Source organism: Stenotrophomonas ginsengisoli (assembly GCF_001431485.1).
GTDB lineage: Bacteria > Pseudomonadota > Gammaproteobacteria > Xanthomonadales > Xanthomonadaceae > Stenotrophomonas > Stenotrophomonas ginsengisoli.
Genome location: NZ_LDJM01000027.1, coordinates 67,917 through 82,480, shown reverse-complemented (window position 1 = coordinate 82,480; position 14,564 = coordinate 67,917). Strand labels below are relative to the sequence as shown.

Genomic DNA, 14,564 nt, shown 5'->3' with positions numbered 1-14,564 from the left:
GCCTGGATGCCGCTCTGCTCCACCACACTGGTGTAGCTGCTATCCATCGTCTGCTGGCTGTAGCTGCCACCGCTACCCGACCCTGTTGCAAGCGTAAGACTCGCCTGCTGCTGCTTGCTCTTGTACTCGTTAGTGTCCTGCTCCGTTCTGATCAGCAGGTTGCCACCGATATCGGCGATCACCCTGTTGCCGATTGCCTGGGCACCCTGGATCGTGGTGTCGTTGCCGCTGATCAGGGTAAGGGTGTCCCTCGCCGTGACTACGCTCTCGGTGTGCAGCTCACTGTTGCCCTTGGCCTCACCCTTACCGGCGTTCACGGAGAGGTAATAACCTGTCGTGGCACCGACACTGATGCCGATCTCTCCTCCAGCGTTCTTGTTCTCCGACTTGCTGGTATTGCTTTCCAGGTTGCTCAGCAGATTGAGGTTATTTGCCGCTGCCAGTGCAACGTTCTCCCCACCGATCTGGCTGCCAATGACGTTGATGTCACCATCCGTTGCCACAATGGTGACATTGCCATCGCTGAAGATGCGACTGCCACCTGTGCTTTCCTCATGCGTGACTGTCTTGCTCGATGCGCTACTCGCACCAATGCCCAGGCGCAGGCTTACACCCGCCGCTGCACCTGCGGTCGAGGCACCTGCTCCATTTGCGAGCACGTCTATGCCATTCGCCGCAGCACCTGCCCCGTCACTGACGGCATACGCTGCTTTGGCTGCATACAGCGCCTTGAGTCGGTCATCCTCGACCTCGCCACCGCGCCTGGTCGCACCGTAGGCGGCCATCGCCGCATCGACGGCACCACCACTCAGCCCCAATGTAATGCCCGCACTCTGCTGCTTGGAGGTCTGTACCGTGTCGATGCGATTTTCGGCCGCAGCGATGGTCACCTCCTTGCCAACAATGGTGGTGCTGGTGGCACTGAGCACGTCGCTGCCGGTGATGGCGACCTCGTTGCCCGCTATCAGCGTGACCGAGCCTTCGGTACTACCGATCAAGCTACCGCTATGGCTGATCTCGATTGCATCCAGGGAGTCATTTCTCTTGGTTGTGCCAAGGCTGACACTGAAGCCACCACCGCCATAAAGCCCGGATTTCTTGACCTGCCGTTCATGGGCCTCGCTGTACTGGCTCTGCGCAGTTTCAAGGATCAGGTTATTACCGGCCGCGACAATTACGTCGCCGGTACTCGCCACCTGCGCTCCCTGCGACAGCACATCGTTGCCCGCCACGATCGACACCGTCTCAGCACTGAGCGTGGATACCACCGCCAGGCTTTCATGCCACTCGTCGTGCGTAGTCGTGGTTTTGCTCGACAGCGTTCCCTTATCTTTGGTCTGCTTGTCGACCACCACGTCATGCTGCTCTTGTGTGGCCAGCAGCTTGATGTCGTTGCCCGCCGCCAGTGCGATGCCGCCTTCCAGGCTCGCCGCCGACGTCGATGCCAAGGTCATGTCGCGCCCGGCCTGCAGCGTGATGTCACCGCCCGCGCCGAGCTGGGTGCCGTGTACGGTTTCATCGTAGGTCGAGCTCGCCAGTGAATTGCTCTTGGTAACACTGCTGCGATCGCGCGAACTGCTGTCCACCGCGGCCTGGCTGTTGATATCACGCCCGGCCTGCAGCGCCAGTGCCTCGCCGGCGCCGATCTGTGCGGCGGTAAGATTGATGTCCTTGCCGGCCGCGAGCGCCACGCTGCCAGCGCCGGATACCGTGGTACCAACGTGGGTGATATCGCTGCTGCGGGTAAAGTTGCGTGCGTCGCCGGTAATGTCCGTGCTGCGCGACAACGTCTGCGTGGTCAGGTTGAGATCACCACCGGCTACAACGGCGGTCAGGCCATTGGCAGCCGCATTGCCCAGCTGCGCGGCCTGCAGGGTCACATCACCGCCTGCATCGACGCGCAGCAGCCCGGCACCGTCACTGTTGGTCACATACAGGCCAGCCACACGGTCAAGGCTGACCTGGTGATTGCTCTGCACCGTACCCGCTGCATGGCTCTCGGTCACGGTGGAGGCAACCGTGATGTTGCCGCCGGCCTTCAGCGACAGCGCATCGGTGGCGGTTACGGTGCTGCCGATGATGTTGATGTCCTGATGCGCCTGCAGGCCGACCTGTTGCCCACTGATCTGGGCACCGGCGAGGTTGGAAATGTTGCCGGCCGCGATGCTGACCAACTGGCGCCCGGCAATCGAACCACTGTTGACCAGGTCGCCACGCAGCGAGATATCCACGGCCGCACCGGCCAGCAGGGCGCCGTTGTTGTCCAGATCACCCGGCAGCACGCGCAGGTACACCTGCGGTACCAGGGCACGGGTGACGGAGCCATCGGGCAGGGTGACCTCCTGCTCGACCAGCCAGACAATGTCGCTGGTGAGGCGCGCCATCTGTTCGGCCGTCAGGGCCACGCCGGGAGTGAGATTCCACTCACTGGCGATGGTGGCACCGGCCTGGAGCAAGGCTCGGTACTGTTCTTCGTCGCTGGCGTGGCCGGTCAGGAAGCGGCGCCCGGTAAGCTCGCCAATCTGCTCACGTACCAACTTCTGCTCGTAGAAGCCATCACCCAGGCGCTTCTGGGTCAGTGCGGGATCGTAGCCGGCACGCTCCAGCAGGTAATCCGAACTGAGCCAGTTGCGGTAATTGGCAAAGCGCGGATCGGTTTCCACCAGATAGCTGCCACGGTTGGCATCGACGACGAACAGGCTGGCGGTGGGCGGGGTCGCATTGGGCGTGGTGGTGACCACCACACGCTGCTGCTCATCGGCAGCCGCGCCGGCACGGGTGGCATCCAGGTTGGCGACGCTGCCGCTGCCAGCCTGGCTGCCTTCCTGTACTTGGGCCGGCCCGGTGGCCGTGGCCTGGGTGGCCTGCCCGGCCGAGATGTCCTGCACCGGGCCATTGCCCGGGCCAGCCGAGGCTACCGGTGCCGGGCCATTGCCGATGGCGCTGTCCACGACAAGACCGCTGCTCTGGCCAGGCCCCTGCACACTGCCGGCCCCGGGCCCGACAGCTCCAGCACCGGGGCCTGCGGTATCCAGATCGGAAACACCCCTGCCTCCACCAACATTCGGGTTGCTGCCCCCGGTGTTGTCATTGCGCAGGTCACCCACATCAATGCTGAGCGTGCCACCAGCAGTAATGCCGGAACCCAATGCATTGACTGTCTCCTCATGACGCACTTCCGGCATCGCCAGCCGGTTGTTGGCATAGGTGATGTGGTAACCAGTGAAGGTGGTTTGGCGCGAAAGTTCACGCGCATTGTTGGTGACCAGCGCGGTGGCCCGGTTCAAGCCAACAATGGCCAGGTCACCGCCCGCGGCAATGTTGGCGGTTTCATTGAGCAGGCTGTCGGTGGTGATGCGCATGTGGCCACCGGCGTTGATCACCGCGTTCTGGCCTGCCGAGACCAGCACGTCTTCGATCGAGGTGCGGGTGACCACCCGGGACTTTTCGTTGTCGCTGGTATCGCGGCTGTCGCGATACATGTTGGTCAGCGTGGTATCCGGGTCGGTGTAGTCCAGGTAAGTAAGCAGTTGCACACAGTTGGTGGTGCAGGTCCCGTAGGCACTGTTGTAGGTCAGGTTGTCGCTGTCATAGCTGAAGGCCGGGGTTCCCGGAGGCATGACGGTGACATCCCGGAACGGATCTTCCGCAGCGGCTCCCAGCTGATCAGGATTGTTGCGGTTGTCCGACCGGGCGATGTAATACAGGGTGACCGTGCCGTCCTGCAGGTTGAGCCTCGAGCGCTCGCCACGCGCGGCATGCAATCCTCCGCGGCCGAAATAATACGCACTGGTGTTTGCGGTCAGCTTGACCACCGCCTTGCGGATCTTCTGCCCGTCCGGCGTCACATACTCATTGTCTTCGAGGATGTCATCCGGATTGAGGTAGTAGATTTCGTACGGCTGGTAGTTGGAGGTGGTGCTCAGGTCACGGTTGGTGTTGCTGCCATTCTTGAACCAGGCAGGCTGATGCATGGTTACCGGGGAACTGACCGTAGTGACATCCTCCTGGATCACCAGGTTCTGGCGGATGTTGTTGACTGCCAGAGCGGACAGGTCAAGGTTGCCGGTGATTTCGATGGTGGAGCCGAGATTGTTGACCACCTGGGCACTGCCCACAGCGGCCAGGCCATTGAGTGCACCACCGATAACCGCATCACCATCACTGAAGATCAGGCTCTGGCCACTGTTTTCCAATACTTCCACGCCAATATCGAGGCGTTCACGGGCAGCAATGGTGGCCGAGCGCACCACACCATCAATCGTCTCGGCCCTGTTGTTCAGGCTGCCGGTCTGAATGGCGATGTGCTCACCATAGAGGCGGCCACTGCCGTTGTTGTTGATGGTATCGGCAGTGAGATGGGTAACCTGCCCATCAATCAGGCCGTAGTTGTGCAGGGTGCCATCGGCCGCCACGCGCGTCATGCCGATACTGCTGATTTCACCGTTGATGCGGTTGGTGATGTTGCCGGCACTGATATCCAGATTGGCAGCCTGCAACTTGCCGGTATTTTCCAAATCCCCCTGGATGGATACGGTGAGCTTTCCATTGGCCGCCAGTTCGCTGTTGTTGCTGTAGCTCTGGCCCAGCTCAAGGGTCATGTCACCCTGCGAGAGCAGCCTGCCATCCCCGTGCAATGCGCGCGCCCGTACGATCTGGTGCTGGCCGGCCACCATTGAACCGGCACTGTTGTTGATGCTGTCGGCACGTACTTCGGATACTTCCGCAGCGGATATCTGGCCACCACTGTTGTCCAAGTGCTGGCTGACCTGCAGCAGCAGGTTGTCGGCCAGTATCTGGCCATTGTGATTGGCCAGGCTATCGGTGGTCACCTGGAGATTGCCGGCCTGCAGGCCCAGCGCCGGGCCATTGGCAGCCGCCTGCGTATTGCTGTTGTCGATGCTGCTGGCATGCAGATCCAGCTTGCCAGCCGCAGCCACCAGGCCACCTGCGTTGTCCAGCGACCCCTGCAGCGTGATATCGGCATTGCCACCGGCGCTGAGCGAGCCACCGGCATTGCCAAGCTGCTGTGCACGCAGCAGCAGGTTGCCTGCGCTGACCAGCGAACCGCCGTTGCGGTTGTCCACGCTGGTGGCGTGCACTTCGCTGGCGCCTTGGGCAAAGATCGAGCCGGCGCGGTTGTCGATGCTGCCGCTGCGGATATCCAGAGCACCGCTGCTGACAATGCCATTGCCATTGGAGCTGGCATTGATGAGTGCCTGGCCTGCGGTGTTGATGCTCAGCGCAGCTGTCGATTGCAGCAGGCCGCCGGTATTGTCCAGCGCACCACTGCGCAGGTCGGCACTGCCGGCCAGGCTGGCGATGATGCCGGAACGGTTATCCAGTGCAAGGCCGCGGGTATCGACCTGGAGCGTGCCGCCGAGGATGCGGCCGTTGCTGTTTTGCAGACCATTGCCGGCAAGATCCAGCGTGCTTCCCGCCTGGATCAAGCCCGCCTGGTTGCTGACCATCGCCACAGCATCCACCTGCAGGCCCTCGCCTGCGGCAAGCGTGCCGGCATCGTTGTTCAGGCCATGCACCGTGGCCTGCAGTGCACCTCCGGCCGACACCGTGCCTTGTGCGCTGTTGTCGAGCAAACCATCCACGGTGACCGAAAGCCTGCTGCTGCCATCGGCGTGCAGCGTGCCACCACGGTTGTCCACACTGGCGGCGGTGAGCGCAGTGCTGCCGGTGGTGAGGATGCGGCCACCGCGGTTGTCCAGGGCCGTACCAATGGCCAATGTGTTGTTGCCTGCACCGCCGGCCTGGATCGTGCCCTGGTTGTTGAGCAGGTGCGCGGTGCGCAGGTCCAGCGTGCCATTGCTGGCCAGGATTCCGCCACTGTTGTCCAGGTAGTCCCGCACATCCAGATCGAGCACGTCCGAACCGGCCGCGGTGAGCGTGCCACCGGCGTTGTCCAGCGTACTGGCCTGGATCGCCACGCGCTGCGCAGCCGTGGTGGCGTTGCGCAGGTTGATGGATTGGCCGGCCAATTCCAGGGAACCGTTGCTGAGCAACTTGCCGCCCTGGCCATTGAGCGTATCGGTGTTGACAGCCAGTGTGCCGGTGCCAGCATGCTGCACCGTACCTCCCGCATTGCCCAGATGGGCAGCGCTGATGGTCAGATCACCATTGCTGGCGATGGTGCCGCCGTTGTCGTTGGCCAGAACCTGCTGCACCAGCAGCGTGCTGGCATCAGCTCCGGTAGCCAGCAACGTGCCGCCTTCGTTGTTGAAGGAATCGGCCGTGATGGTGAAACTTTCGGCATTCAGGCTGGCACCACGGTGATCGACCGTATCTGCACGCAGCACCAGAGCACCTGCGCTGCTGATGCTGCCGTTGCCCCCTTCCAGCTGGTCCGCCGTGATGGCCAGCGTACCCACACCGCCGTGGCTGATGTTGCCAGAGGCATTGAGCAGGTGCGCAGCATCCAGATGAAGGTTGTCACCATTACTGGCAACAGTACCGCGACTGTTGTCGAAGCGACCACTGACAGCAATATGCGTATCAGCGCTGCCAGCCGAGCTGAGCACACCCGCCACATTGGACAGCGTACTGGCCTGGATATTCTGCGTGCCATTGGTGGCGATGGTGCCGGCATCATTGGCCAGGTGATCACGTACCTGCAATGACATCTGTCCGGTGCCAGTAGCACTGAGCATGCCCCCGCTGTTGTCCAGGCTCAGTGCATCAATGCCGACCTGTTGTGCACTCACTTCACCGTGGCGCAGGTCCAGCTCGCCGCCCTGCAACAGCAATGTCTGGGCAGTAACAATACGTCCTTGGGTGTTAGCCAGCATGGCAGCATCGAGCAGCACATTGCCGTTGGCAGAAATTGTGCCGCTCCTGTTGTCCAGTTGCTGCGCAACACGGATGCTGGATGCCGCCTCGCCTGCGGCTATCAGGATGCCGTGATCGTTGATGAAACTGCCTGCATCGATATGCACCGCGCCATTGCTGGCCAGGGTGCCACCGCTGTTGTCGAGCAGGATTCGGGCACTGAGCTGCAACTGTTGCTGACCCAGTGCACTGAGGACACCGCCAGCAGTGATCAATCGATCACTGTCGATACTGATCTGTTGTGCGCTGGTGGTACCGTTGCGCAGATTGATGTCATCGCCCCGCACATCAAGCAGACCGTTGCTGAGCAGCGTTCCGCCTTCACCGGCGAGGTTGTCCACCTCAAGCTGCAGGACACCGCTACCCGCCTGCTGGATTGTGCCGCCTGCATTTCCCAGCGTCTGCGCGCTGATGATCAAATCGCCATTGCTGGCCAGCATGCCGCCATCACCGTTGTCCAGCCAATTGCGCAGAACCAGCGTGCTGGCCGCAGTGCCGCTGGCAATGATGCTGCCACCACGGTTGTCCAGCGAGTGCGCGTCCAGGGTCAATTGCTGCCCTGCCAGCGTGGCTTCACGGTGGTCGATGGATCCAGCCGTCAATTGCAGCGTGCCTGCGCTGCTGATGAGGCCCTTCTGCCCCTGCAGGTCATCGCTGACGATAGTCAGGCCGGAAGTTCCCGCGTGGTTGATCACACCGTCTTTGTTGACCAGTGAGCCACTGCGCAGCAGCAAGGAGGCGGCATTGCTGGCGATACTGCCGCCGGAATTGTCCAACATCTGCTGAACCAGCAACTGGCCATCCGTGGTGCCAGCAGAGCTCAGTGCACCGCCACGGTTGGACAATGCGCCGGCCTGAATATCCTGCGCACCATTGGCGATAACGGTACCGCCGTCATTGCGCAACAGTCCGCTGACCTGCAGTTGCATGACCTGTTCGCCAAGCGAAGACAGTTGGCCACCGCTGTTGTCCAGTGCACCAGCACTAATCTGTATCTGTTGCGCACGCGTACTGCCAAGACGGACATCGTGGCCCTGCAGTTGCAGCAGACCATTGCTGGCGATGCTGCCGGCACCTTGCAGCGAAGCTGTGGTGATCTGCAGCCTGTCGCGTCCTGCATGATCAATGCTGCCGCCACTGTTTTTCAGTGTGTTGGCAACAATATCCAGATTGCCATTGCTGGACAAAGTGCCATCTGTGTTGTCCAGCGTGTCGTCAACGTGCAACGTTGTTGCATCGGCACCTGCAGCGACCAGCTTGCCGCCGTTGTTGCGCAGATTCTGACTGCCGATATCCAATGTGCCATTGCTGCCCAGGGTCCCGCCGCTGTTGTCCAGCGTACGCGCCACCTGCAGGCGCATTACCTCTGCACCGGTTGCCGTAAACGATCCACCTGCGGTAATCAGATCGCCTGTCTGCACATCTACCCGATGCGCCGCAGTGTTGCCGCCACGAAGGTTGGTGATATCCCCGCTCAGCAGCAAACTGCCATTGCTGACGATGTTGCCACCCTGGCCTTGCAGGTCCGCAGCGCGGATATGCAGCCGGCCATTGCCGGTCTGCTGCACATTGCCTGCGGCATTGCCGAAGTGTTGCGCACTGATTTTGAGATCGCCATTACTGGCCAATAAACCACCAGCGCCATTATCCAGTGAGCCCAACACATCTATGCTGCTGGCCTGGGTGCCGCTGGAAATGATTTGACCGCCACGGTTGTCAAACTCACCTGCCTGCAGTGTGAGCTGGCTGGACACCAACTGTGCATTGCGGTGATCGGCGCTGCCCAGTGACAGAGTAGCCGCACCGGAGGTACCGATGACGCCCTGCACACCATCCAAGCGGTCTGCGCTCAGTTGCAACCCGGCGCTGCCTGCGTGACTGATGCTGCCGCGGGTATTGAGAAGCTGCCCAAGATCAAGCCCGAAGCCGGCCGCATTGCTGGCAATGTGGCCATCGCTGTTGTCCAGCAGGCCGATGGACCAGGCCGTGTTGGCAGTACCACCGTGAGCCAGATCGCCGCCCCGGTTGAGCAGTGAATGCGCTTGCAGATCGAAGCTGCTGGCAAGCGTCATGCTCCCGCCGCTGTTGTCCAGCTGGCCAACGTGCGCCCTGGCCGTGCCCTGCACTTCCAGCAAGCCTCCAACGTTGCGCAGAACATCACCCTGCACCTGCAGGGTCTGTACGCCAAGCTTGCCGCCACTGTTGTCCAGACTGTTGCGGGCGCTGAGCTGCAGCTGTCCTGAGGCATCGATCAGGCCACCGCTGTTGTCCAGGGTGCCGGCGATGTTGAGCAAGCCGCTGGCCAACGGTGCAATTGGTGCAGTCGGCGTACCACCATTTCCGATGCCATCGCCGTTACCCGGGGATGGAGTTCCAGTGCCAGGCATTCCCTGGCCGTCACCTGGATTGCCACCACCGTTACCGGCGCTCTCTTCCGGTACGCTGGCCACTGCCCCGATCTGGCCTTGCACATTGCCGATGGTGGCAGCGCTGATCTGCAACCCCTGCATGCCTACCTGCTCGATCGAACCGGCACGATTGCGCAATGCATCGGCGTTGACCTCGATACGGCGTGCATTGAGCGTGCCGCCGCTATTGTCGACATCTGCCGGGGTATCCAGGCGCAGCTCGAGATCAGCACCGATGGTTCCGGCATTTGCCACACCGGCATTGGCCGTGATCAGCGAATTCTGTGCCGAATGCAGGGACCCAGTGTTCTCCAGGCGACCGTCAGCCGTAACCACAAGCTCACCGGCTTGTGCACCGATCTTGCCGGCATTGCGTACGCCTACACCCTGCTCGTTGCCAATCAACCATATCCGGTTGGCATACATGCCACCTAGCGCACCGACATCCAAGGCGAATGCCGGCCTGTCCACTGTGCCAGGCTGTGGAACCAGGTTTGCTTGGTCAGCACTGACAACATTCTTGCCCAGGCTGGCCTGCAACTGATTGGCCCAGATACCGGCATTGACCTGGAGTGAGCGCGAAATGATGTCGGTATAGTCAACCAGGCTGGTATCCAGGCCAGCGCCATTCACACCGATGACACCATCCTGGACACGATAACCCTCCAGAGCCCCGCCATTGAGGATAGGCGAACCTGTGGTCAGCGTGACCCGGCTGGCATTGAGAAAACCGGCACCATCGATCTGGATGCCGGCCGGATTGGCGATGATCACCTCGGCACGTGCGCCTGCCACCTCGATGTAACCGTTGAGCTGGCTGGGATTGCTGCTGTTGATCTCATTGAGGATGACGCGCGCAGTACCTGTGGCCAACCAAGGATTTGCCTGGACCCAGCCTCCGATCTGCGTCTGGGTGTCAGAGCGTGAGTTGTTGAGAATGGCGCCTTGATGGCCGACATCGAATTGCTGGTACTGGTTACGGGAAACACCGGCAGCGCTGGGCGTTGTGATGTTGACCTGCGGCGTACCGTTGGCCGAAGTGACTACCGTTGGCTTTTGCTGGGACGGTGCTCCGGGGTCGGAGACAATGCGGCCGCCATCAGGCCGCTGCTGTGCAGACAATGGCTGCACGATACCAACCCACCCAAGCACCATCCATAGTGCAAAGCTCATCTGCCGCAAGGCCGCTGTGGTTTTTCCACCACGCTTGTCACAGCCACCACGTGGCCCCGACGTCAATTCCGAAGCAACCTGCATCACACCCAGGGTGCGATTGAAGACCAAGCGATAAACTCGATTCACGACATTGCTTCCTTTCAGTATTCCGTGTGGTCAAGCGCAGCCGATGCGCTCAAGACAAAAATCCTGCTGTCAAAACGACATGCCCAGGCTCATGCCATAGGTGGTATAGGCGGAATTGAAACCATCAGGCTTGTGCAAGGGGCTGCCTAAAAATCCTTCCCATTGCATGTGTCGCGACCCACCACGCAAGCCCAGCGCAACACCGGCCAAACGATCACCCAGCAACCACTGCGCGGAGGGACCACCGACCCGGCCATGATCAACCGCCAGGAAGCTTTCAACGCCCCCGCCCATTGCCAGAGCAAGCTCATTGCGCAGCAGCCAGCCACGCTCACCGGTCAGCGACATTTCACCGTCAAAACCACGCACCGTGTAACGACCACCAATGGAGAACCTGTCCTGCGGCACAAGCCGGGAGCGGTTCCACTGCGCCCGCCAGCTGCCGGTGTAACGCAACACCTGCTTGCCCCACTGCAGCGGCATCGTGAGCTGCATGTCAGCCGTCACTACCTTGCCGCGGGCGGTTCCCTCATCAAAACCCTCTTCAGGCGCCTGCAACGCATTGAACGCGCCAGTGCCACGACGGTAAGACAGGTTGGCATCCAGGGTAGCCTCGCCAACAAACTGCCGGTGCGTCACCCCCAGCTCCCAGCCGGACATACGTCGTCTCTGCACCTCAATCTCGGTGTCATCGATGAAGTTGTCAGATTCGCGATACCAACCCCGTGTGTGCATGCTGGTCTTCGCATGCGCATTGCGGAAGAGCATGCGGGTCAAACGCAACTCCGCATTCCTGCTGGAACCGCTGTATTGGTATGTTTCATAGGCGCCAGCAACAGCCTGACGGTATTCGTATTGACTGGCATTGGCACCCAGCTGCCACCACCCCAAAGGCAGGCTGTAGTGCGCCGACCAACTCTCGGTACCACGGTCGCTGCCGTTGAACACAGATTTGCCAGCATTGAAGTAGAACAGGTCACTCAACCCTGCAAGGTTGTCCAGCGACACGGTCGCTCCGGACTGCAGCTTGCCGGTGGATTGACTGCCCGCATCGTCCAGGGTCAGGTTGAAACGATACGGTGCACGTTGGGCCCAGCTGATCACCAGATCACTTTCGCCGGGCTTACCAGACGCCTCCTCTGACGGAGGCGCTATCTGGATATCAACCGTCGCTGTGGGCACCCGCTGCAGGTTTTCCAGTGACTGCTCGATGTCACGCAGGTTGAGCAGGTCTCCACTGCCTACCGAGAGCGCGTTCCATAAAGCCGGAGTGGACCCGTCGTTGCTGGCAAACCGCACTGAACGAATCAGGCCAGGAACAACGGTCAGTGTCAGCGTTCCCGTCTTCAGGTCCTGCGGAGCAGCCAGGACGCGCGTGGTGACAAAGCCTCGTTCAACAATTGCGTTCTGCACCCGGCGCATCACCAGGTCCACGCCCTTGGTGCCAAGGCAACGGCCAGTGGCAGGATCACCTGCAGGATCTGCGGCCTTCAAGGCCCAGCGAAAGCGATCCGCCAGCTCACCATCCAAGCCAATCCGCTCGATCACAAAACACGGTGCTTCATCGCGCGGCAGGGGCCCTGCCGGCTCATCGACTGACGCCTGCAGGCGTACATCCGTCGTGCTTTCCTGTTGCTCACGCAACGCACGCTCCCGCTCCTGCTGACGCAGGAGCTCCTGCTCGAAGGGGGTCACCTGGGCATACAACGAGGCAGGCAAGACTGCAATGGCCAAGCCTCCGCCTACTGCCAACCAACTACGCCACACACCGCCACACCGGATACGTCCCTGATTCAAATTCACAAGCTTCCCTGGCCTTTCCCCATACCCACTACACCAATGCGTGGCCGGCGGGGGAAAGATTTTAAAGGCACAGCATCAAGCAAACCCTCCGGCATCCCCCCGATTCCTGTAAGAAAATTCCGTACAACCAACAGATTTGAGACGCGCGTCAAACAAAACCGGCGACCCGAAGGCCGCCGGTGGTGATGTTGCTGCAGATGGATGTCCCGGGCGTGGAAACCACCCGGAATGCAGGCCGTGGATCAGGGGCCGTAGGCCGATTCGCCGTGGCTGGCAATGTCCAGGCCCTTGCGCTCGGATTCCTCGTCCACACGCAGGCCACCGAACAGCACCTTGGCCAGCAGCAGGATCAGCACCGTGACCACGGCGCACCAGACCATGGTGAACACCACGCTGACCAGCTGCACCCACACCTGGGCACCGATAGCCACGTCCAGGCCGGTACCACCCAGCGAGGCATCGCTGAACACGCCGGTGAGCAGAGCACCGATGATGCCGCCCACGCCGTGCACGCCGAACACATCCAGGCTGTCATCGGCACGCAGCAGGCGCTTCAGGCCGGTGACTGCCCACACGCACACCGCACCGGCCAGCACGCCGATGACGATGGCGCCCATCGGGCCCACGGTGCCGGCGGCCGGGGTGATGCCGACCAGGCCGGCAATCGCGCCGGAGGCCGCACCCAGTGCCGAGGGCTTGCCCTTGCTGATCGCCTCGATCACGGTCCAGCCAACCACACCGGCCGCGGTGGCCACCATGGTGTTGAGCATGGCCAGCGAAGCGGCGCCGTCAGCCGCCAGGGCCGAACCGGCATTGAAGCCGAACCAGCCCACCCACAGCAGGGCTGCACCGATGAAGGTGAAGGGCACGCTGTGCGGCTTCATTGCTTCCTTGCCATAGCCCAGGCGCGGGCCCAGCAGCCAGGCACCGACCAGGCCGGCCACACCGGCGTTGATGTGGACCACGGTGCCGCCGGCGAAGTCGATCACGCCCTTGTGGGCGAGGAAGCCACCTTCGCCACTCCACACCATGTGCACCATCGGCAGGTAGGCCAGGGTGACCCAGGCAATGGCGAAGAACATCACCACCTTGAACTTGATGCGCTCGGCAAATGAGCCGATCACCAGCGCGGTGGTGATGCCGGCAAAGGTGGACTGGAAGGCCACGAACAGGAATTCGGGCAGGCCATTGGCCACCGAATCGGCCGTGATGCCGCGCAGGAAGGCGCGCTCGGTGAACGAGCCGAAGAACGCATTGCCTTCGCTGAAGGCGGCGCTGTAGCCGTAGCCGACCCAGACCAGCACCACCACCGAATACACCACCAGCACCTGCATCAGCACCGACAGCACGTTCTTGCTGCGCACCATGCCGCCGTAGAACAGGGCCAGGCCGGGCACCACCATCAGCAGCACCAGCAGGGTGGAGGTGAGCATCCAGGCCACGTCGCCGTGGTCAAAGGCCGGCTCGGCCGCCGCTGCTGCCTCGGCCACGTCGGCCACCGGTGCCTGCAGGGTGCTGACCACCACTTCGGTGTCGGGCAGCGGGGTGATCTCCACCACCGACTGTGCAAATGCCAGCGGCGAGGCCAGCAGCAGGGCGAAAAGGCCGAAAAACAGCAACAGGGCAGCGCACCGGGCGTTGCGCCCGGCAGGAGGAACAATCTTCATGGGGGAGCTCCGTGAAAGGTTAGAGCGCGTCGACGCCGATTTCGCCGGTGCGGATACGGATGACCTGGTCAACCGTGGTGACAAAGATCTTGCCGTCGCCGATCTTGCCGGTGCCGGCCGTCTGCTGGATCACCTCGATCACCGCTTCCAGTGATTCGTCGGCGACCACGGTTTCCAGTTTGATCTTGGGCAGGAAATCGACCACGTATTCGGCACCGCGATACAACTCGGTGTGCCCTTTCTGACGCCCGAAGCCCTTGACCTCGGTAACGGTGATGCCGGTGACACCAACCTCGGCAAGGGCCTCGCGGACCTCGTCGAGCTTGAACGGCCGGATGATGGCGCTGATCAATTTCATGCATGTATCCCGATGGTGGAGGTGCAGGCAGTGACCGTGCCGGCCATGCCTGGCAGGCCGCGCTGTGCCCGAAGGCACAGGCGGGACATCGGAAGTGCTGTGTGTGCATCACGGCGCGTGCTTGCCCGCCGCCGACGCCACGTCCCGCAAGCGCGGAAAGCACGTCCGGATACGGCTACACCCACG

The 14,564-nt window shown here is 61.8% G+C and carries 6 protein-coding genes and 2 pseudogenes; 2 read left to right on the top strand and 6 right to left on the bottom strand.

Features of this window, described 5'->3' with window-relative positions; genetic code table 11:
* Both ABB30_RS11275 and ABB30_RS16995 read right to left on the bottom strand, forming a co-directional pair.
* Positions 1–7,769, bottom strand: a 7,769-nt coding sequence (locus ABB30_RS11275; RefSeq protein ID WP_245626496.1) for a hemagglutinin repeat-containing protein, incomplete at its 3' end; no start/stop codon positions are given.
* Between the two features lie 252 nt (positions 7,770–8,021).
* Positions 8,022–8,201, bottom strand: a pseudogene (locus tag ABB30_RS16995) (hypothetical protein); the annotation flags it as partial.
* 513 nt (positions 8,202–8,714) lie between these two features.
* On the opposite strand from ABB30_RS16995, the gene ABB30_RS16810 reads away from it, so the two are divergent.
* Together ABB30_RS16810 and ABB30_RS16805 are read left to right on the top strand one after the other, a co-directional pair.
* Positions 8,715–8,876, top strand: a complete 162-nt coding sequence (locus ABB30_RS16810) for a hypothetical protein (RefSeq protein WP_245626494.1) — start codon at positions 8,715–8,717, stop codon at positions 8,874–8,876.
* Positions 8,877–9,083, top strand: coding sequence for a hypothetical protein (locus ABB30_RS16805; protein WP_245626493.1), 207 nt, complete (start codon positions 8,877–8,879; stop codon positions 9,081–9,083).
* On the opposite strand, the pseudogene ABB30_RS16990 reads toward ABB30_RS16805, so the two are convergent.
* The 4 genes and pseudogenes from ABB30_RS16990 to ABB30_RS11260 all read right to left on the bottom strand — a co-directional run.
* Positions 9,078–10,550 (bottom strand): annotated as a pseudogene (locus tag ABB30_RS16990) (two-partner secretion domain-containing protein); the annotation flags it as partial. The gene ABB30_RS16805 and the pseudogene ABB30_RS16990 overlap by 6 nt on opposite strands.
* A 69-nt stretch (positions 10,551–10,619) precedes the next feature.
* The gene (locus tag ABB30_RS11270; RefSeq protein WP_245626491.1) at positions 10,620–12,284 is read right to left on the bottom strand and encodes a ShlB/FhaC/HecB family hemolysin secretion/activation protein; all 1,665 of its coding nucleotides are present in this window, start codon (positions 12,282–12,284) and stop codon (positions 10,620–10,622) included.
* Between the two features lie 311 nt (positions 12,285–12,595).
* Positions 12,596–14,020 (bottom strand): ammonium transporter, encoded by a 1,425-nt coding sequence (locus tag ABB30_RS11265; RefSeq protein ID WP_057638408.1) that lies wholly within the window; start codon positions 14,018–14,020, stop codon positions 12,596–12,598.
* 19 nt (positions 14,021–14,039) lie between these two features.
* Positions 14,040–14,378 carry a P-II family nitrogen regulator gene (locus tag ABB30_RS11260; RefSeq protein ID WP_057638407.1) on the bottom strand — a complete coding sequence of 113 codons (339 nt, stop codon included), beginning with the start codon at positions 14,376–14,378 and terminating at the stop codon, positions 14,040–14,042.
* Between the last annotated feature and the right edge of the window lie 186 nt (positions 14,379–14,564).